The 18770-nt window shown below is 72.3% G+C and carries 18 protein-coding genes and 1 pseudogene; 10 read left to right on the forward strand and 9 right to left on the reverse strand.

What is annotated here, in order from left to right; translation table 11 throughout:
- Positions 1–86 precede the first annotated feature (86 nt).
- The gene (locus ABZX40_RS37615; protein ID WP_355749358.1) at positions 87–494 is read right to left on the reverse strand and encodes a RidA family protein; all 408 of its coding nucleotides are present in this window, start codon (positions 492–494) and stop codon (positions 87–89) included.
- 262 nt (positions 495–756) lie between these two features.
- On the opposite strand from ABZX40_RS37615, the gene ABZX40_RS37620 reads away from it, so the two are divergent.
- From ABZX40_RS37620 to ABZX40_RS37630, 3 genes are all read left to right on the forward strand, one after another.
- On the forward strand, positions 757–1536 hold the full coding sequence (locus ABZX40_RS37620) for a nucleotidyltransferase domain-containing protein (protein ID WP_355749361.1): 780 nt from the start codon (positions 757–759) through the stop codon (positions 1534–1536).
- Positions 1537–1629: 93 nt separating this feature from the next.
- Positions 1630–2985, forward strand: a complete 1356-nt coding sequence (locus tag ABZX40_RS37625) for an amidohydrolase (protein WP_355749364.1) — start codon at positions 1630–1632, stop codon at positions 2983–2985.
- Positions 2986–3193: 208 nt separating this feature from the next.
- The gene (locus tag ABZX40_RS37630; protein ID WP_355749367.1) at positions 3194–3883 is read left to right on the forward strand and encodes a DUF899 domain-containing protein; all 690 of its coding nucleotides are present in this window, start codon (positions 3194–3196) and stop codon (positions 3881–3883) included.
- Positions 3884–4016: 133 nt separating this feature from the next.
- Here the strand turns inward: ABZX40_RS37630 and ABZX40_RS37635 are convergent, their stop codons facing one another.
- A complete protein-coding gene (locus ABZX40_RS37635; protein ID WP_355749370.1) occupies positions 4017–4460 on the reverse strand; it encodes a hypothetical protein in 444 nt (147 codons plus the stop codon).
- Positions 4461–4840: 380 nt separating this feature from the next.
- Positions 4841–5332, reverse strand: a pseudogene (locus ABZX40_RS37640) (ATP-binding protein); the annotation flags it as partial.
- Between the two features lie 591 nt (positions 5333–5923).
- Here ABZX40_RS37640 and ABZX40_RS37645 point away from each other — a divergent pair.
- The 3 genes from ABZX40_RS37645 to ABZX40_RS37655 all read left to right on the forward strand — a co-directional run bounded on the left by ABZX40_RS37645 (position 5924) and on the right by ABZX40_RS37655 (position 8210).
- Positions 5924–6784, forward strand: coding sequence for a helix-turn-helix transcriptional regulator (locus ABZX40_RS37645; protein WP_355749373.1), 861 nt, complete (start codon positions 5924–5926; stop codon positions 6782–6784).
- The gene (locus ABZX40_RS37650) at positions 6785–7060 is read left to right on the forward strand and encodes a DUF397 domain-containing protein (RefSeq protein ID WP_355749376.1); all 276 of its coding nucleotides are present in this window, start codon (positions 6785–6787) and stop codon (positions 7058–7060) included.
- A 337-nt stretch (positions 7061–7397) separates the two neighbouring features.
- Positions 7398–8210, forward strand: a complete 813-nt coding sequence (locus tag ABZX40_RS37655; protein WP_355749379.1) for an SAM-dependent methyltransferase — start codon at positions 7398–7400, stop codon at positions 8208–8210.
- A gap of 231 nt (positions 8211–8441) precedes the next feature.
- On the opposite strand, the gene ABZX40_RS37660 is transcribed toward ABZX40_RS37655, so the two are convergent.
- Positions 8442–9926, reverse strand: a complete 1485-nt coding sequence (locus ABZX40_RS37660) for a PLP-dependent aminotransferase family protein (RefSeq protein ID WP_355749382.1) — start codon at positions 9924–9926, stop codon at positions 8442–8444.
- A gap of 47 nt (positions 9927–9973) precedes the next feature.
- Here ABZX40_RS37660 and ABZX40_RS37665 point away from each other — a divergent pair, with 47 nt between their 5' ends.
- Positions 9974–10576, forward strand: coding sequence for a carboxymuconolactone decarboxylase family protein (locus tag ABZX40_RS37665; protein WP_355749385.1), 603 nt, complete (start codon positions 9974–9976; stop codon positions 10574–10576).
- A 114-nt stretch (positions 10577–10690) separates the two neighbouring features.
- Here the strand turns inward: ABZX40_RS37665 and ABZX40_RS37670 are convergent, their stop codons facing one another.
- From ABZX40_RS37670 to ABZX40_RS37680, 3 genes are all read right to left on the reverse strand, one after another.
- Complete coding sequence (locus ABZX40_RS37670) at positions 10691–12178, reverse strand: glutamate synthase subunit beta (protein WP_355749388.1); 1488 nt, start codon at positions 12176–12178, stop codon at positions 10691–10693.
- A gap of 444 nt (positions 12179–12622) precedes the next feature.
- Complete coding sequence (locus tag ABZX40_RS37675) at positions 12623–13102, reverse strand: anthrone oxygenase family protein (protein ID WP_355749474.1); 480 nt, start codon at positions 13100–13102, stop codon at positions 12623–12625.
- A gap of 414 nt (positions 13103–13516) precedes the next feature.
- Positions 13517–14176, reverse strand: a complete 660-nt coding sequence (locus tag ABZX40_RS37680) for a DUF2293 domain-containing protein (RefSeq protein ID WP_355749390.1) — start codon at positions 14174–14176, stop codon at positions 13517–13519.
- Positions 14177–14254: 78 nt separating this feature from the next.
- Here ABZX40_RS37680 and ABZX40_RS37685 point away from each other — a divergent pair, with 78 nt between their 5' ends.
- From ABZX40_RS37685 to ABZX40_RS37695, 3 genes are all read left to right on the forward strand, one after another.
- Complete coding sequence (locus ABZX40_RS37685) at positions 14255–14896, forward strand: uridine kinase (RefSeq protein ID WP_355749393.1); 642 nt, start codon at positions 14255–14257, stop codon at positions 14894–14896.
- Between the two features lie 134 nt (positions 14897–15030).
- Positions 15031–15441 (forward strand): PPOX class F420-dependent oxidoreductase, encoded by a 411-nt coding sequence (locus ABZX40_RS37690; RefSeq protein ID WP_355749396.1) that lies wholly within the window; start codon positions 15031–15033, stop codon positions 15439–15441.
- A gap of 349 nt (positions 15442–15790) precedes the next feature.
- Positions 15791–16222 carry a CBS domain-containing protein gene (locus tag ABZX40_RS37695; RefSeq protein ID WP_355749399.1) on the forward strand — a complete coding sequence of 144 codons (432 nt, stop codon included), beginning with the start codon at positions 15791–15793 and terminating at the stop codon, positions 16220–16222.
- 83 nt (positions 16223–16305) lie between these two features.
- On the opposite strand, the gene ABZX40_RS37700 is transcribed toward ABZX40_RS37695, so the two are convergent.
- Entirely contained in the window at positions 16306–17436 is a 1131-nt protein-coding gene (locus ABZX40_RS37700) for a magnesium and cobalt transport protein CorA (protein ID WP_355749401.1), read from the reverse strand.
- A gap of 369 nt (positions 17437–17805) precedes the next feature.
- Positions 17806–18768, reverse strand: a complete 963-nt coding sequence (locus ABZX40_RS37705; RefSeq protein ID WP_355749404.1) for a PfkB family carbohydrate kinase — start codon at positions 18766–18768, stop codon at positions 17806–17808.
- Positions 18769–18770 lie beyond the last annotated feature (2 nt).

The raw sequence follows: 18770 nt of genomic DNA on the forward strand, positions 1-18770 counted from the left end.
CCGCTACGACAAGACCGCCGAGTCCTACCAGGCAGCCGTCACCCTCGCATCGCTCCTGATGTGGGCGTGACAATTGAAGACAACTCCTAGGACGCCTCGGGCACGACGGCGGTGGCGGTGATCTCCACCAGCTGGCCGGGGTAGCCGAGCACGGTCACACCGAGGAGCGTCGAGGAGTGCGGGCCGGCGCTCAGCCCGGACGCCTGGACGACCTCCCAGACGGCGGCGAGCACCGCCGGATCGGCGCTCACCACGTACACCTCGGTCGACACCACCAGCGGAAGATCACTGCCGATGGCGGCGAGTTGCTCCCGCAGATTTGCGATGACCTGCTCGGCCTGCCGTACGGGATCCCCCTCACCGACGATGCTGCCCTCCCCGTCCAGAGGGACCGACCCGGCGAGAAAGGCCAGGCGGGCGCCCGCCTCCACGACGGTGGCGTGCGAGTAGCGGGGCGGCGGGAAGAGGGAAGGGACGGTGACACGCTTGAGCAACGGGGGCTCCTGTCGTGGGCGTTCAGGGGAACGCGGGTACGGTTTCAGGCGGGCCGGTGGTCCGGTTCGCGGTTGACCGATGCTCCCCTGGGGAGGGGGGTGTGCGCACGCGAATTTCAGGAGCGGGGGCGGGGCGGGCTCGCATAGGCTGCGGAATCCCGCGTACCGCCCACCTAGGGTGCCGGTTGGGTACCGCCCACCCCGGGTGCCGGTTTGCAGTCCCTGTCGTTGTTCCGACGCACCCCTTTCCCGGGAGCCCTCCATGCCCGCCCCCTCCGATGACGACGACGCCTTTCTCGACCGTACGGCCGACCGGCTCGTGGGCCTGCCCGCCGTCCGGGCCGTGGCCCTGGGCGGCTCCCGGGCCCAGGGCACCCACCGCCCCGACAGCGACTGGGACCTGGCCGTCTACTACCGGGGCCCCTTCGACCCCGCCGACCTGCGCGCGATCGGCTGGGAAGGCGAGGTCTGCGAGATCGGCGCCTGGGGCGGCGGCGTCTTCAACGGCGGAGCCTGGCTGACCATCGACGGCCGCCGGGTGGACGTCCACTACCGCGACCTGGACGCCGTGGACCGCGTCACGGCGGAGGCGGAGACCGGCGACTTCCGGATCGAGCCCCTCCTCTTCCACCTGGCCGGCATCCCGACGTATCTGCTGCTGGCGGAACTGTCGGTCAACCGGGTCCTGCGGGGCACGCTGCCGCGTCCCGGCCCCTATCCGCAGGCACTGCGGCGGGCCGCGCGGGAACGCTGGTCCGGCACGGCCGCCGCGACCCTCGCCTATGCGAAGGCCGGTCATGCCCCGAGGGGCGCGGTCGCCCAGGTGGCCGGGGCGCTGGCGGTCGCGGCGACCCACACCGCCCATGCCGTGCTGGCGGGCCGCGGGGTGTGGGTGACGAACGAGAAGGGGCTGGTCGAACGAGCCGGGCTCGCGCACATCGATGCCGTCGTGGGGAATCTGACGGCCGATCCGGACGCGTTGGTGCGGGCGGTGGCGGAGGCCGAGGATCTCGTCAAGGAGGCGGTCGAGGGGCTTCCGTAGGGGCCGGTCCGTCAGGTCAGGGGCCTTTGTAGGGCCCGCCCCCCGCCCCGACATTTTGTAGGGCCCGCCCCCGCCCCGACATACCGTGACCCCATGACCCCCAGCGCCGATCTGCTGATCACCCCCTGCACCGTGCTCGTTCATGGCGTGGACGAGGAGGTGGGGTTCCGTGAGGACGCGGCGGTCGTGGTGCGGGGCGGGGTCGTCGACGCGGTCGTCGGTGCCGGGGAGGTGGCCGGGCTGGAGGCGCGGGAGGTGATCGACGGGCGGGGGCAGGTCGTGCTGCCGGGGCTGATCAACTGCCATACGCACGCGCCGATGGTCGCCCTGCGCGGGATCGCGGAGGATCTGCCGATCGAGGAGTGGTTCAACGGCGTCGTCTGGCCGGTGGAGGCCAACCTCACGGCGCGGGACGTGGCGCTCGGCGCGCGGCTCGCCTGCGCCGAGATGATCCGGGGCGGGGTGACCTGCTTCGCCGACCACTACTTCGAGATGGACGAGGTCGCCGCCGTGGTCGAGGAGTCCGGGATGCGGGCGCTGCTCGGCCAGGCGTACTTCTCGTCCCAGGGGGAGGAGGGGCGGGCCAGTTCGCTGGACTTCGCGCTCCGCAACCGGGGGCGCGCTGACGGTCGTATCACCACCGCTCTCGCGCCGCACGCCCCCTACACCGTCACCGACGCCGATCTCGCCGCCACCGCCGGACTCGCCCGCGCCCACGGCCTTCCCGTGCATCTGCACGCCGCCGAGAACCGCGAGCAGACCGAGGCGAGCATCGCACGCCATGGCCTCACCCCGGTGGAGGTGCTGGCGCGGGCCGGACTGCTGGACGGGGACGTGGATCTGCTCCTCGCCCATGGGACCGGCATCCTGGACCGGGACCTCCCCGTGCTGCGGCGGGCCGCCGGCCGGGTCGCCGTCGCCAGCGCGCCACGCGGCTATCTGAGGTTCGCCTGGCCCACCACGACCCCGGTCCGTGCCCTGCGCGAGATCGGCGTCCCGGTCGGACTCGCCACCGACGGGGCCGCCTCCAACAACTCCCTCGACGTCTGGGAGGCCATGACCCTCACCGCGCTCATCCAGAAGTCCACGACCGGCGATCCCCGCTGGCTGACCGCCCGTCAGGCACTGCACCACGCCACCGTGCAGAGCGCCCGCGCGGTGGGCCTCGCCGACACCATCGGGCGGATCGCGCCGGGGCGGCGGGCCGATCTCGTCCTGGTCGATCTCACCGGCCCGCACACCCAGCCCGTCCACGACCTCGCCGCCACCCTCGTCCACAGTGCCCGGTCCGCCGACGTGCGCACCACGATCGTGGACGGGAGGGTCCTGATGCGGGATCGGGAACTGATGACGCTTGATGTGCCGGGGGTGGTGCGGGAGTTGCGGGGGCGGCTGCCTGCGCTGCTCGCGGGTGGGGGGCGGCGGCCCATTCAGAGCTATGGGGTGTGAGGGGGCGAGTCCGGTGGGGGAGAGAGGGGAGGGGGAGGGGAGAGAGAGGGGCGGGAGAGGGGGAGGGGCGGGACAGCGCCCGCCTGGTGTCCTATGAAGGTCCGTGGTCCGTGGTCCGTGGTTCCGTCGCAAAAGTTTTGCCGCGCGCGATGAGTTCCGGTGAGTCCCTCAGTCAGCACCCCAACGGGACTGTTGCACAGGAGGACCCATGTCGCTTCCGGATGTCGTGTCGCGCGAAGAGTGGCGCAGGGCACGGCAGGAACTGCTCGCCAAGGAGAAGGCGGCGACCCGCGCGCGGGACGCGCTCAACGCGGAGCGGCGCGCGCTGCCCATGGTCGAGATCGACAAGGAGTATGTGTTCGAGGGCGGCAACGGCAAGGCCACCCTGCTGGACCTCTTTGAGGGCCGCGACCAACTCGTCGTCTACCACTTCATGTTCGCCCCGGAGTGGGAGAACGGCTGCCCCAGTTGCTCGTACTTCCTCGACCAGGTCGGCCACCAGGCCCATCTGCACGCCCGCCGCACCTCGTTCGCGGCTGTGTCCCGGGCGCCGTACACCCGGCTGCTGCCCTTCAAGGCCCGGATGGGCTGGACCTTGCCCTGGTACTCGTCCTGCGACAGTGACTTCAACCTCGACTTCGAGGCGACGCTGGAGCGGGACGGCGAACTGTCCGAGCAGCCCGGCCTCAGCTGCTTCCTGCGCGACCGGGACCGGATCTTCCACACCTACGCGACCCATGACCGCGGGCTCGACGGGCTCGGCCCGGCCACCAGCTTCCTCGACCTCACCGCGCTCGGCCGACAGGAGGCATGGGAGGCGCCTCGGGGCCGTGCCAGCGCGTACGGCCCTCTCGCGGGGAGCGCGCACAGCAAGTACCACGATGAGTATGAGGAGTGAGGGAGAGGGGTGAGGATTGGGGAGTGCCTGGGGTGTTCGGGGGGCTGACAGCGGCCGACGTCGGTTTCGCCTGCGGTCTGTCTGGCGGTCTACCGGTCTACCCATGCAGCCCGTGCAGCCCCCGGGCGGAGCCCTACGCGGTGACCGGGCGCGACCAGCTCGGCGTGGTCCCCGTCAGTCGGCACAGGGCCAGATACAGCGGGATCGGCGGGGTGTACGGCAGCGTGCTGTCGGGCCGGTGGATCAGCCTCGGCGCGTCCGTGACCAGCGCGCCCGCCGTGTACTGGGCCGGGGCCGGCCAGTCGAGGGCGTAGTCCGAGTCGGACGGGACCAGCCACCACCAGTGCGCCTCATCGGCGTAGACGCACCCCACGCGCGGCAGTCGGGGTATGACCAGCGGACCGAAGTCCGCGGGCACCGCCACCGCGTCGCAGCCCATCGGCGCGGTCATCCCGTCCGGTACGGACAGCTTGCGGGTGGTACCCGGCGCCGCCGAGCCCGGGGCCTGTGCCTCGCGACCCAGACGGACCAGCGTGTCCAGGTTGAGCACCTGTCCGCCGCAGGACGCGGTTCTCACGGCGTTCCCCTCTCCCCGTCCCGCTCGCGCGGCATCATGACCGGGCCGCCGTGCAGCGCCTCGGCCTCGTCGTCGCCCGAGCCGCCCTTGAGGGGGCCGGGCTTGGGGCGGGCACCCCAGCCGAGGTCGCCCTGCGGGCCGTCGATCTGCGGGCCATCGACCCATCGGGCGTCGACCCGCCGACCGTCAGCCTGGAGGCCGGAGTCCTGGCGGCCGGTGTCCCGGTGGTCGCCGCTCTGGTGGTCACCGTCCCGGCGGTCGTCGATCTGCCGGCCGTAGCCCTGGTCGTCGTCAACCCGGCGACCATCGCCCTGGAGGCCGCCACCCCGCCGACCGTCACCCTGTCGGCCTACACCCCGCGGTCCGTCGTCCTCCGGGCCCTCGGCCTGTCGCGGCAGTTCCGCCCAGACCAGCAGCCCGGGGCCGTGCTCCTGGGCGCCCCAGGCCCGGCACAGGGCGTCTATGAGGAGCAATCCCCTCCCGTGCTCCTCCTCCGGCCGCTGCGGCGACGGCTGGGGCTCACCCGGCGCGAAACCCTCGTCACGCACCGCTATCCGCACCAGATCCTCGCCGTCGTGCAGCTCGCAGACGACGACATCGCTCGCGGTGTGCACGATCGCGTTGGTGACCAGTTCGGAGACCACCAGGGCCGCCGTGTCGCACGTGTCCTCGCACACCGACCAGCCGGTCAGCCGGGCCCGGGTCAGCCTTCTGGCCTGCGCGGGAGAGCCCGGATGCGCGGCCAGCTCGAAGCGGAACCGGCGCTCGACGGCGGTCTCGGCGGGACCGGCCGGCGTAGCGGCGCCGTCGAGGCCGAAGGGGCCTGCGGCGGCGTCTGCTCCTAAGGGCGGGGACGGAATCACGCTTGCCACTATCGCCCCGCCGTGAACACTTGGCAAGTGTCACTCTGAAAATTGCAGAGTGCCGTATGACTCTCTGCACGGGCGTGGCACACTGCTCGCAACGGCATGTGGAGCGGCGTCATTTCGAAAGACGAAGGTCTGTTCGGACCTTCGAATGCATTTTCGAATGGCGCCGTGAAGCCTGTCAGCGAGCTTGTCAGGGTCTACCGGGCCTGTCTGACCTGCCGGAACCGCCTGCCGCCCGAAGGGGCCAGGTGATCCCGGTGGGCCGGAGCCGGTCCGCGTGGTCCCGAATTCAGTCCCGGTCCCGGTAAGTGCAGCAGTCGTATCAGTCGGTCGAGCCCTTCGAGTCGTCGGAACCGATCGAGTTCGTTGAGTTCTTTGAGTTCTTTGAGTCCAGCGCAGTCAGGCAGTCCAGCAAGGCCCTACGAGTCCGGTCGGTCAAGCCGGTCCGACGAGTTCGGTCGGTCAAGCCGGTCCGGTCGGTCCGGTCGGTCCGGCCAGTAGGTCCCGTCGGTCCCTTGAGCCCCGTGAGTCCTGTCAGTCCCGTCAGTCCCGTCAGTCCATGAGCCCTTCGAGATTCCTGTGTGGAGGTGGAGCGTGAGTGAGCCGCGGTCCGCGCCGACGGTCGGCCAGGTCGTCCTCGGCCGACGCCTGCTGGATCTGCGCGAGGGTGCCGGGATCAAGCGCGAGGAAGCCGCCAAGATCCTGCGCGTCGCGCCCGCCACGGTCCGCCGGATGGAGATGGCCGAGGTCGCGCTCAAGATCCCGTACCTCCAGCTGCTCCTGAAGGCGTACGGCGTCCCGGAGGACGAGGCGGACGCCTTCGTCCAGCTCGCCGAGGAGGCCAACAAGCCCGGCTGGTGGCAGCGGTTCCACGACATCCTGCCCGGCTGGTTCTCGATGTACGTCAGCCTGGAGGGCGCCGCCCGGCTCATCCGCAGCTACGACCCGCACTTCGTCCCCGGCCTGCTCCAGACCGAGGACTACGCGCGCGGGGTGCTCAAGGCGGGTGCCGTCGGCCAGACCCGGCCCGACGACATCGAACGCCATGTCGCCCTGCGCATGCAGCGCCAGAACCTCCTCACCCGCGAGGACGCGCCCCGGCTCTGGGTCGTCATGGACGAGACCGCGCTGCGGCGCTCCGTCGGCGGCCCCGAGGTGATGCGCGCGCAGATCGACCGGCTGCTGGAGGCGACCGAGCTGTCGAATCTGACGCTCCAGGTGATCTCCTTCGCCTCCGGACCGCACCCGGGGACCTACGGACCGTTCGTCCTCTTCCGATTCGCCATGCCCGAACTGCCGGACATGGTCTACAGCGAGTACCTGACCGGCGCCGTCTACCTGGACGCGCGCGCAGAGGTAGCCACCTACCTGGAGGTCATGGACCGCATGGCGGCACAGGCCGCCACTGCACAACGCACGAAGGAGATCCTCCGGGATCTCCGCAAGGAGCTGTGAATGGATGGCATCACGTCCCAGCCGAGGCCGTTGACCCGCACCGCGCGGATCTACAACGGCATGCCCGCGCATGAGCTGGGCAGCGAAGGCTGGCACAAGCCGTGGAGCGGCGGCAACGGGGGCAACTGCCTGGAGGCGATGAAGCTCGCCGACGGCCGGATCGCGGTCCGGCAGTCCACCGACCCCGACGGCCCGGCGCTGATCTACACCACCGATGAGATGACCGCGTTCATCGAGGGCGCGAAGGCGGGTGAGGCCGACTTCCTGGTCCGCTGAACGACGTTGCTGCTTTTCGAGCCACCCCCCAAATGACCACCCTCCACCCCCCCCAACGACCATCCCCATCCCGATCCCCATCCCCATCCCCTTTCCCGTTGACAGCCTCGCCCATTGACCACGTTTCCCATTGACCGCCATTCCCCATTGACCGCCGCTCCCCTCGACCCCCTTCGGCACCGCCCGTGATCGAGCCCCAACGCCCCTGAGAACCAGCGGCACTTGAGCACCTACCACGCTAAGTTGATTGCAGTCCGGCTCCACCCACCCGCACCAGACCGCCCCCCTCCTCCTCTCCTCCTCCCCCCGCACCCGTCCGACACTCACGGAGTGGCTCATGACCGGGCAGGACCCCATCGGCGCCATCGAGATCGACACCAGCAAGCCCCACCCGGCACGCATGTACGACTGGTACCTCGGCGGCAAGGACAACTACCCGGTCGACGAGGCCATGGGCCGTCAGATGCTGGCGCTGGACCCGCGGGTCCCGGTCATGGCGCGGGTGAACCGGGCGTTCATGCACCGCGCCACCCGCTGGCTCGCCCGGCAGGGCGTCCGGCAGTTCCTGGACATCGGCACCGGCATACCGACCGAGCCGAATCTGCACCAGGTCGCCCAGGAGATCGCGCCGGACGCCCGGATCGTCTACTGCGACAACGACCCGATCGTCCTCGCCCACGCCGCCGCGCTGCTGCGCAGCACACCGGAGGGTGTCACCGAGTACGTCCAGGCCGATGTGCGCGACCCGGCGCCCATCGCCGAGTCCGCCGCCAAGGTGCTGGACCTGAGCCGGCCGGTCGCCCTCTCCCTGGTCGCGCTGCTGCACTTCGTCCCCGACGAGGACGGTGCCCATGAACTGGTCGCCCGGCTCCTCGCCGAACTCCCCTCCGGCAGCTATCTGATGATGACCCACGCCTCCGCCGACTTCACCCCGGAAGAGTCCGCCGCCGCGACCGCGAAGCTCAAGGCCGCCGGTATCACCCTTGCCCTGCGCTCACGCACCGAGTTCGCCCGCTTCTTCAGCGGCCTGGAACTGGTCGATCCGGGTGTCGTGGTCGTCAACGAGTGGCGGCGGGAACTGGGTGAGCCGGTGCCCGGGGAGCATGACGGGATCATTCCCGGGTACGGGGCGGTGGCCCGTAAGCCGTAGGCGGCCGAGGCGTGGGCTGCGGGGCGCGGTGCGCCATGCCGGTGTCGGCCGAAGCGCAGTGCGCGCCATGCTGGTCTCGGACGATGGGTAGCGCGCCGAGCCGATGCTGGCCAAGGGGTGGCGCGCCGAGCCGGTGTCGGCCGAGGGGTACCGCGTAAGCCGTAGGCCGCCGAGTTGCAGCCCCACTGCCCCACTGCCCCCCGCCCCGCCCCCGCCCCATCTCACCCCGCCCTACCCCGGCGGCGGCAGCACCCCGCACAGCGCCTCCACCGCCGCCCCATAGGCATGCTCCGGCGGTGTCGCGTAGCCGACGACCAGGCCGTCCCTCGGCGGGGTCCGGGCCGCCGGATGGCGGAACGCGGAGAGGCCGTCCAGGGCCACCCCCTGCCAGACGGCCGCCTTGACCGCCGACGCCTCGGTGCCCGGCGGCAGCCGCAGCACGGCGTGCAGTCCCGCCGCCACGCCGGTCACCCCGATGTGCGGCGCCCGTTCGGCGAGCGCAGCGACCAGGCGGTCCCGCCGCCCCCGGTACCGCTGCCGCATCCGCCGCACATGACGGTCGTACGCGCCGCAGCGCAGGAAGTCCGCCAGGCTCAGCTGGTCCAGGACGCTCGCCCAAGCCTCCCGCTCGCCCTTGGCGGCCAGTACGTCCGCGACCAGCCCCTCCGGCAGCACCATCCAGCCCAGCCGCAGTGCGGGGGACAGGCTCTTGCTGACCGAGCCGATGTGGATCACATGCTCCGGGGCCAGGCCCTGAACCGCGCCGACGGGCTTGCGGTCGTAGCGGAACTCCCCGTCGTAGTCGTCCTCCAGCAGCAGCCCGCCCCGCGCGGAAACCAGGTCGACCACCGCCGCCCGGCGCGAGGCGTGCAGGGGGCCGCCCGTCGGGAACTGGTGGGCGGGCGTCAGCAGGACGGCCCGCTCGCGCCCCAGCTCCGCCACCCGCGCCCCGTCCTCGTCCAGCGGCAGCGGGACGGTCCGTACGCCCGCGGCGGCCAGCAGGTCACGGTGGAAGCCGAGGCCGTACTCCTCCACGGCGAGCGGGCCGCGCAGCACCCCGCTCGCCGCCAGCAGCCGCAGCGCGTGCGCGAACCCGGAGCAGACGACGATCCGCTCCGGCTCCGTCCGCACGCCCCGCGCGCGGGCCAGGTACTCGGTGAGCGCCTCCCGCAGTTCCCGGCGGCCCGCCGGGTCACCCGGCCCGAAGACCTCGTTGGGCGCCTGCTGGAGCGCCCTGCGGTACGACGCTCCCCAGGCCGCCCGGGGGAACGCCGACGCGTCCGGGGTGCCCTGCCTCAGATCGTGCGGCGGACGGAGCGGCCCTCGCGCGCGTGGAGCCCCCTTACGAGGCCCTTGTACGGCGTGTCGGGCGGGCCGTACGGCGTGTCCCCCTGTCCGTCGCGCCGCCCCCTCTCCGGTGCCTCGCGAGGGCTCGGAGAGTCCGAGGGCCACCCTGGTGCCCGATCCCTGCCGGGCGGTGAGCCAGCCCTCCGCGACCAGTTCCGCATACGCGTCCGCGACGGTGTTGCGGGCCACCCCGAGGTCGGCGGCGAGCGAACGGTACGGCGGCAGCCGGGTGCCCGGCGGCAACCGCCCGTCCCGTACGGCCTCGCGCAGCGCCCGGATCAGCGCCGCGCGCCGGCCGCCGGGGCCGGTCAGCTCCAGATGCAGATCGGCACCGATCCGCTCCGCCGAATTGACCCATGATTCCGCCATGAAATTGCACCCTACAGCCGGTCTTTCCAGTCCGTAGATTCATGGTCATGACGACGACGAACACGAACGTGAGCACGGTGAACGGCATGAACGGAACGAATGGAACGAACAGCATGAACGGCACGAGCGCGACCGGAGCCGGAGCCGGAGCCGGTGTCGGTGTCGGCGTCGGAGCCGGGATCGATGGGGCGATCGCCCGCGAACCCCGGATCGACTTCGCCAAGGCCGCCCCGAAGGTCTTCCGGGCGATCATCGGATTCGACGCCGCCGCCCGCGAGGGCCTCGACCCCACCCTGGTCGAGCTGATCCAGATCCGCGCCTCGCACCTCAACCACTGCGCCTACTGCCTGCACATGCACACCAACGACGCCCGCAAGGCCGGTGAGCACGAGGACCGGCTGCACATGGTCGCCGTCTGGCGCGAGGCCCGGCACTTCTTCACCGCCCGCGAGCAGGCCGCGCTCGCCCTGACCGAGGCGATCACCAGGGTCGCCGACGCCGGAGTCCCCGACGAGGTGTACGCGCAGGCCGCGGCCCAGTTCGACGAGACCGAGCTGGCCCATGTCATGGCGCTGATCCTGACCATCAACACCTGGAACCGCGTGGCCCTCGCGACCGGCAAGGTGGCAGGCACGGACGAGCGCCGCTGAGCGCGGGGCGGGCGGAGGGGACCTTGGAGCGACGCCTCCGGATGTCTCCGGACGTCCCCAGGCGTCCCCAGGCGTCCCCAGACGTCTCCGGATGTCTCCAGACGTCTCCGGACGTCACACGGTCATCGGCCGGTCGTACGGCGATATCGGTGCCGGAAGCGCCGAACTGCCCGTCAGCGCCCGGTCGACCGCCGCCGCCACCGCCCGCCCCTCCGCGATGGCCCACACGATCAGCGACTGCCCGCGCGCCGCGTCCCCGGCGGCGTACACCCCGGGGACGTTCGTCGCGAAGTCCCGGTCCCGGGCGATCGTGCCGCGCGGTTCCATGGCCAGCCCCAGCTGCGCCACGACGCCGTCCTCGCGGTCCGGCCCGGAGAAGCCGAGGGCGAGCAGCACCAGGTCGGCCGGCAGGGACCGTCCGGTGCCGGGGCGCGGGCGGCGCCCGGCGTCCACCTCGACCAGGTGCAGCGCCCGCACCCGGCCGGCCGCGTCCCCCGTGAACCGCAGCGTCGACGCGGCGAACAACCGTGCGTCCGCGTGCGCCGCCGGTGCCGTACCGAGCGCCCCGGCCTCCTCGTGCGCCGCCGACAGCCGGTAGATCTTCGGGTACGTCGGCCAGGGCTCGGCGTCCTCGTCGCGCGCGGCGCCGGGCTGGGCGTAGATGTCCAGCTGGGTCACGGACGCGGCCCCTTCCCGCACGGCCGTGCCCAGGCAGTCCGCGCCGGTGTCGCCACCGCCGACGATCACGACATGCTTTCCGGCGGCCGACAGCGGGGAGGTCTCCAGATCGCCCTCGCGGACCCGGTTGGACAGCGGCAGATACTCCATCGCCTGGTGGATGCCGGCCAGTTCGCGTCCCGGGACGTCCAGATCACGCCAGGCCGTGGCACCGGTGGCGAGGACGACGGCGTCGTAACGGGTCCGCAGCTCGTCCGCGCCGATGTCCCGGCCGACCGCCGTCGACGTACGGAACCTGGTCCCCTCGGCCCGCATCTGCGCCAGCCGCCGGTCCAGATGGCGCTTCTCCATCTTGAACTCGGGGATGCCGTAGCGCATCAGCCCGCCCGCCCGGTCGTCCTTCTCGTACACCGCCACCGTGTGCCCGGCCCGGGTGAGCTGCTGCGCGGCGGCCAGCCCGGTCGGGCCCGAGCCGATCACGGCGATCGTCCGGCCCGACAGCCGCTCGGGCGGGCGCGGCGGCGCGAGACCGTCCTCCCAGGCCCGATCCGCGATGGCGCACTCGACGTTCTTGATGGTGACGGCGGGCTGGTTGATCGCCAGCACACACCCCGCCTCGCACGGCGCCGGGCACAACCGGCCGGTGAACTCGGGGAAGTTGTTGGTCGCGTGCAGCCGGTCCGCCGCCGCGCGCCAGTCCTCCCGGGAGACCAGGTCGTTCCACTCGGGGATCAGATTCCCCAGCGGACAGGCGTCGTGGCAGAACGGCACCCCGCAGTCCATGCACCGGTCCGCCTGCTTGCTGACGATCGGCAGCAGCGCGCCCGGGACGTACACCTCGTCCCAGTCCCGCACCCGCTCCTCGACGGGCCGGCGCGGCCACTCCCGCCGGGGGGTGCTCATGAATCCCTTGGGGTCTGCCATGGGCGTCTTCCTTGGGGCGTCCGTCCGCCGGTCGGGTCCGGCCGGGTCCGGTGCGCGGCGCCGTTCCCGCGCGTCCGGTGCCGGGTCCCTCCCGGCCACCATACGACCATCGGCCACCGTGGACGACTCGCCGGTGAACGGGGGTTTCGGGCGGCCGGGGGAGGGGCGGCGACGGGGGAGGCGGCAGGGGCCGCCGGGGCCGCCGGGGCGCCGGGAGGGCGGGGCGATGAAGAGAGGGCGGGATCCGCCGTCGGCGGGCGGAGGTCGGGGGGCGTTGGTGGTCGATACCGGCCCCGGCGGGCGGAGGCGACCGGTACCGGAACGCCCCTCGGCGGGCGGAGGCGACCGGTACCGGTACGCCCTCGGCGGGCGGAGGTGGCCGACGCCGTCCGATGGTGGCCGATCGCGGCTGGCGCTGGTCCACGCCGACCGATGGCGGACGGTTCAGGCAATGGCCAGGACGTACGACACCGCCGCCGCGGCCGAGGCGACCGTCCGTATGTGGTTCCAGACCGTCCACTCCCGCAGATACGTCGACCAGTACGCCGACGCCTCCGCCGTCCCCGCGTCCAGCTTGGCCAGCGCCTCGTTGCGCGGCACGTTCGCCGCGATCGTCACCCCGAACGTGCCGAACAGATACAGCGCGCTGCCCAGCAGCAGTTCCACCGTGCCCTCCTCCGGCCACAGCACGAACGTCACCACCGCGATCACCACGCTCAGCACCGCCGTACCCGCGAACAGACTCATGAACGCCGGCCGCAGCGCCGTCACATTGATCGACTGCATCGCGGCGACCCCCTGCGCGGGCGGCAGCGCTCCCAGACCCCGCATCACAAAGGTCGAGAATCCGCAGAAGACCCCGGCCACCAGTCCCGTGCCGAGCACACCCAGCACGGCCAGCACGAAGTACGGTCCCTCGATCATGTCGACTCCCACATCCGCTCCTCTGCCCCACTGACGTACCGGTGAAGTACCGGGCCGATCGCCCGCCCCGGTGCCTCATCCATGCCCTTCAGTCAACGCCCTCCACGACCCCCGGACCATGGCCGAGCGGCGCGGGCCCATACGCGAGCGTCCACGGCCCCGGCGTGGACCCGGTTCACCGACCTCACCCGCCCGGCCGGGGGCCTCTCCTGGGACCCCGGTTCGCCCCGGCCCTCCGCTCGAAGGCCCCGCTCCGATCTGTCATGCCTCCCTGGTCCCTGGTCGCTGGTCGCTGGTCCCGATCCCTGGCCCCTGGTCCCCGATCCCTGGCCCCTGTTTCCCGGTCCCTGGTTCGGTAGAACCTCCCGGCCCAGCCCGTCACGCCTCCCGTCACGCCTCCCGTAACGCCTCTCGTCACACCTCCCGCCACGCCCTGAGCACCGCCTCCACCGTCGGCCCGATCCGCCGCCGCGCCTCCTGCCGCCCCACCCCGCTCATCAGCAGCCGGTCGTACGCCGTGTCCCCATGCCGGACGGAGGCCACGACCGCCGAGATCACCGCCCCCTCGGTCAGCGCCCGCCCGGCCGCGCTGCGACCGACCCGCCCGCTGCCGCGCACCGACGCATGCCCGGCGATCTCCCGCGCCCGTTCCTCGGAACAGCCCGGGAACAGCTGCCGGATCTCCCGCGCGAAGGCGTCCGCGAACCGCAGATCCTGCGCCGCGCGCCGTGCCGCGTCCCGCACCCGGCGCCGTCTGCGGACCTCCGCGTCGGCCAGACAGCGGGCCTCGGCGCGGGCCAGCGCGGCCTCCTCGACCAGGACGCCCTGCCGCTCGTAGCGCGCCTTGCGCCGGTTGAAGCGGACCACGACCACCGACAGCCCGCTCATCTCCCGCGACCGGCGGGTCAGCGCCGTTTCGCCGCGCGGCAGGAACACCAGATGACCGAGGTCGGCACAGGCCAGACAGCGGGGCGTGCCCTCCTCCAGCACCAGCATCGGCAGGGGCCCGCGCCCACATCTGGAACACCGCTTCCGCCGCAGCGGCTGCACCACGAGAAGCGATCCCCGCCCCACAGCCGCAGCCCCCTGTTCCTTTCCCCTCTCTCCCTCCGCCACTCGACCACCGTCGCCCAACTGACCGATCATGGCCGGGTGCGACTCGAAGCGATCACCTGGGACCGGCTCGGCGACGAACTCGCCGACCGGCTGCTCGACCTGGACCCCGCCGACGGCAGCCCCTGGCCCCGGATCGCCTTCGACGGCGCCCCGGCGGCCCGCCCCGGAGACCTCGCGGAACGGGTCCGGGAGGCCCTGCGGATCCGCGGCCGACCCGCGCTCGCCCTCGGCACCGAGGGCTTCCTGCGCCCCGCCTCGCTGCGTCTGGAGCACGGCCACCGGGATGTCGACGCCTATTACGACGGCTGGTTGGACACCGGCGCCCTGTGGCGCGAGGTGTTCGGCCCGCTCGAACCCGGCGGTGACGGCCGGGTCCTGCCCGATCTGCGCGACCCGGTCACCGACCGCGCCACCCGCAGCGACTACGTCCGGCTCCCGCCCGGCGGACTGCTGCTGCTCCACGGCCCCCTCCTGCTCCGCCACTGGTTCCCCTTCGACCTCACCGTCCACGTCCTGCTCTCCCCGGCCGCCCTGCGCCGCCGCACCCCCGAGGCCGACCACTGGACCCTCCCCGCCTTCGAGCGCTACACCGCCGAGACCGACCCCGCGAGCACCGCCGACGTCCTGATCCGCGCCGACGACCCGCGCCACCCGGCGTGGAACGGCCGGAACACCTGACTCGGCCCCCGCCTCGCACTTCTTGTCTTCCTCACCCCCACCCCCACCCCCCAGCCCCCTTTCCCTTCACCTTCACCTTCATCGAATCCGGCGAAACTCTTTTCAATGCGCATGCATCTACCTAGGCTGGGCCCATGGCCACTTCCACCACGCCCGTCACCTTCGCCGACTCCGTCCGCGCCCTCCTCGACGGCAAGAACTTCGGCGCCGTCGCCACCATCGGCCCCGACGGTGCCCCGCAGAACTCGGTCGTCTGGATCAAACGCGAGGGCGACACCATCCTGTTCTCCTCCCTCGACAACCGCCAGAAGGTCCGCAACCTGCGCCGCGACCCCCGCATCAGCGTCTCCGTCTACGACCTCGCCAACCCCTACGACTCCGTGGAGATCCGTGGCACCGCCGAGATCCTCCCCGACGAGGACAAGTGGCTCCCGCGCGAGCTGTCCCAGAAGTACCTGGGGGCCGCCCCGCCGGCGGAGGAGAACGACGGGGTCCGGGTGATCGTGCGCGTGGTGCCGCACAAGATCATCGGGTTCTCGGTCTGACGAGCCTGGGGGGGGCGGCCCGGTGCCGCGCACCTGTGGCTACGGCCTACGGCCGCCGCCTACGGCCGCTCGCCACGGCCCGAGGGCCCGCGCCCATCGCGCCCGACGGTTCCGGTGAGCCGCCGTCGGGCTCCTGGCGGCAGCCCCCACCACCCTTGGTTCCGAGTGCGTGCGTTCCCTGGTGCGGCGAGAATGAAGGCCCCGGGAGGGCCCGGACGACAGCCCGAACCAGACCAGCCCAGCCCAACCTGAACCAGACCAACCCAACCCAACCCAACCCGAACCAGACCAGTCCAGCCCGGACCAGCCCGGACCACGGCCCAGCCGCCCCGCACCGGGAGGTACCCCCATGACCACCGCCGAAGACATCATGCACCGCGGCGCCCAGTGGATACCCGTGCACGAGACCCTCGACCGCGCCGCCCAGTTGATGCGTGAGCTGAACGTCGGTGCCCTGCCCATCGGCGACCCCGACGACCGACTCTGCGGCATCCTCACCGACCGCGACATCGTCGTCGGCTGCGTGGCCCTGGGGCATGATCCGGCGAAGGTCACCGCCGGGGAGATGGCCCGGGGGACGCCCCGCTGGATCGACGCGGGCGCCGATGTCGGCGAGGTGCTCCACGAGATGCAGGAGCACCAGATCCGCCGGCTCCCCGTCATCGACGGCAAACGGCTCGTCGGCATGATCAGCGAAGCGGACCTGGCCCGGCATCTGACGGACGACCAGATCGCCGGCTGGGCCGAACGCGTCTACGCCCGGAGCGGCGCCACCCGCTGACCGGCCGGTCCCACCGGATCCCGCCCGCCCCCGCACAGCTGACGCGCCCCACCCCACCCCACCACCCGTGATCGAGCCGCCCCTCAGAGCCAGCCGATGCGCCGGAATCGGCGGTACAGCGTCACGCATATGACGGATATGACGCCTATGACCATGCCGTACCCGTACCGCCAGTGCAGCTCCGGCATATGGTCGAAGTTCATCCCGTACATCCCGCAGACCATCGTCGGTACGGCGATGATCGCCGCCCACGCGGTGATCTTCCGCATGTCCTCGTTCTGCGCGACCGTCACCTGCGCGAGATGGGCCTGGAGGATCGAGTTGAGCAGTTCGTCGAACGCGGCGATCTGCTCCGTCGCCCGCTGCTGATGGTCGGAGACATCACGGAAGTACGCCTGTATCTCGGGGTCGACGATCCGCAGGGTGGGGTCCGCCAGCTCCAGCAGCGGCCTGCTCAGCGGCACCACGGCCCGCTTCAGCTCCAGCAGTTCCCGCTTGAGCTGGTAGATACGGCCCGGATCGGCCCGCGCCCCGCTCTCCGCGAAGACATCCGTCTCGACCTCGTCGATGTCCTCCTGCACGGACTCCACGACATTGAGGTACTCGTCCACCACATGGTCCGCCACCGCGTGCAGCACCGCCGACGGGCCCTTGGCGAGATGGTCCGGCGCCGCCTCCAGCTCCTCCCGGAGCGGCCCCAGCGAGCCGTGCCGGCCGTGCCGGACGGTGATCACGAAGTACCGGCCCACGAACACCATGATCTCGCCGGTGTCCACCACCTCGCTGGTCGCGGTGAGTTCCTCGTGCTCCACGTAGCAGACGGTCTTGAACACCGCGAACAGTGAATCCCCGTACTGCTCCACCTTCGGCCGCTGATGGGCCTCGATCGCGTCCTCCACCGCCAGCGGATGCAGAGCGAACAACTCGGCGATCCCGGCGAACTCCCGTGCCGTCGGCTCGTGCAGCCCCAGCCACACGAACCCCTCGCCCGTCTTGCGCACCCGCTCCACCGCGTCCACCAGATCCGGGCACGCGGGCACCCGGCGCCCGTACTCGTACGCCACGCAGTTGACCACCGACGAACCCAGCGGGGAGCGGGCGGGATGGCTCAGATCGACCCGCCGGCGCCTGCGCCGCGCCATCCGCGCCACCCTGCGAAGGCCACCGACCGTGCCGAGGCTCGTGACCTTCCGCAGATTCCCTGCCATGGACATCCTGATCTCCTCGCATGCGTTCCCCCGTGCCGCGTCACCGCCGCCCTGTCGCGCCAGTTTGCCAGGGCTGAGCGAACCGCGTGCAAGCCTGTGGAAAGGGCACATTCCGCTTTGTTCCCGCCTGTGGACAAAGGGAGTTCACAGCCTCCGCGTCCCCTCTCCTCCGGCCCGGCGCCCCACCCCGCCGGGGTCGACCGGGCCGCCTCCACCGCCCCGGACCCGCCCACCGGCTTCCACCTGAGGCCCGTCCGCCTCGCCCCTCGCACCTCTCACCGACCCCCGACCCTCGACCACCAGCCCCCGCCGTCCCCGTCACCGCCCCGCGACCCCGGCCGCCCCGTCACTGCCCCCACCCCCCCGCCATCCCGGTCACCAACCCCCCACCTCCAGCCGTCCCCCCACCCCCGGCACCCCCGGCCGTCCCCCCACCCCCTCCACCGCCGCCGCCCCCGCCCGGCACCCCTGTGCCGCCGCCTCACCGGCCCCGGCTCCCGTGAGCAGCGTCGCCAGGAACGCGCCGGTGAAGGCGTCCCCCGCGCCGGTCGTGTCCCGTGGGGTCGCCGGGATCGCCGCTACGCGCGCGGGCACCGCACCGGCCCGCGCCACCAGCGCGCCCCGCGCCCCGTCCTTGACCACCACCAGCGGCACCCGGCGGCTCAGCGCGGCAGCCGCTTGCGCCACATCGGACAGTCCCGTCAGCAGACTCGCCTCCGCGCCGCTCGGCAGCAGCACATCGAGCCCCGCCACCAGGGACAGGAACCGCTCGACACCCAGCTCCCGCAGAAACCCCGTGGACGCCGGGTCCAGACTCACCGGCACACCCCGCCCGCGCGCCGCCGCCAGCGCCACCCCGGCCAGGGCCCGGCCCGACTCCGAGAACAGCAGATAGCCCGACAGATGCAGCCGTACGACACCGTCCAGCAGCGTGTCCGACCAGTCGCCCGGCCCGATCCGCAGGGACGCCCCGCTGTCGGTGAGGAACGTCCGCTCGGCGGCGGCACCGGTGTCGACGAGGCAGATCACCGTCCCGGTCGGCGCCTCCGGATCGACCACCAGGAGGGGCCGTACCCCGCTCGCCGTGAGTTCCCGCGCGTGCCACCCTGCCGCGTCCGTCCCGACCCGCCCGAGCAGCCGTACGTCACCGGCGCCCCAACGCGCCGCCCAGCAGGCCACATTGGCGCCCGCGCCGCCCGGCACGGTCCGGATCGCCGCCCCCGTGTCCGTACCGGCCGCGAGTGCCCCGTGGTGCCGGGCCACCACATCGGTGATGACGTCCCCGACCACCAGCAGGGCACCGCGCGGTGCCGCTCTTCCGGGCCCGGTCCCGCTCACGC

The organism is Streptomyces sp. NPDC004610, assembly GCF_040609715.1.
Lineage (GTDB): Bacteria > Actinomycetota > Actinomycetes > Streptomycetales > Streptomycetaceae > Streptomyces.

Bases quoted from the DNA above. Each gene is read 5' to 3' on its own strand.
- ABZX40_RS37670 (WP_355749388.1), bottom strand. From the start codon at position 12,178: ATGGCAGACCCCAAGGGATTCATGAGCACCCCCCGGCGGGAGTGGCCG.
- ABZX40_RS37620 (WP_355749361.1), top strand. From the start codon at position 757: ATGCCCGCCCCCTCCGATGACGACGACGCCTTTCTCGACCGTACGGCC.
- ABZX40_RS37675 (WP_355749474.1), bottom strand. From the start codon at position 13,102: ATGATCGAGGGACCGTACTTCGTGCTGGCCGTGCTGGGTGTGCTCGGC.
- ABZX40_RS37655 (WP_355749379.1), top strand. From the start codon at position 7,398: ATGACCGGGCAGGACCCCATCGGCGCCATCGAGATCGACACCAGCAAG.
- ABZX40_RS37700 (WP_355749401.1), bottom strand. From the start codon at position 17,436: ATGTCCATGGCAGGGAATCTGCGGAAGGTCACGAGCCTCGGCACGGTC.
- ABZX40_RS37695 (WP_355749399.1), top strand. From the start codon at position 15,791: ATGACCACCGCCGAAGACATCATGCACCGCGGCGCCCAGTGGATACCC.
- ABZX40_RS37690 (WP_355749396.1), top strand. From the start codon at position 15,031: ATGGCCACTTCCACCACGCCCGTCACCTTCGCCGACTCCGTCCGCGCC.
- ABZX40_RS37630 (WP_355749367.1), top strand. From the start codon at position 3,194: ATGTCGCTTCCGGATGTCGTGTCGCGCGAAGAGTGGCGCAGGGCACGG.
- ABZX40_RS37660 (WP_355749382.1), bottom strand. From the start codon at position 9,926: ATGGCGGAATCATGGGTCAATTCGGCGGAGCGGATCGGTGCCGATCTG.
- ABZX40_RS37650 (WP_355749376.1), top strand. From the start codon at position 6,785: ATGGATGGCATCACGTCCCAGCCGAGGCCGTTGACCCGCACCGCGCGG.
- ABZX40_RS37625 (WP_355749364.1), top strand. From the start codon at position 1,630: ATGACCCCCAGCGCCGATCTGCTGATCACCCCCTGCACCGTGCTCGTT.
- ABZX40_RS37665 (WP_355749385.1), top strand. From the start codon at position 9,974: ATGACGACGACGAACACGAACGTGAGCACGGTGAACGGCATGAACGGA.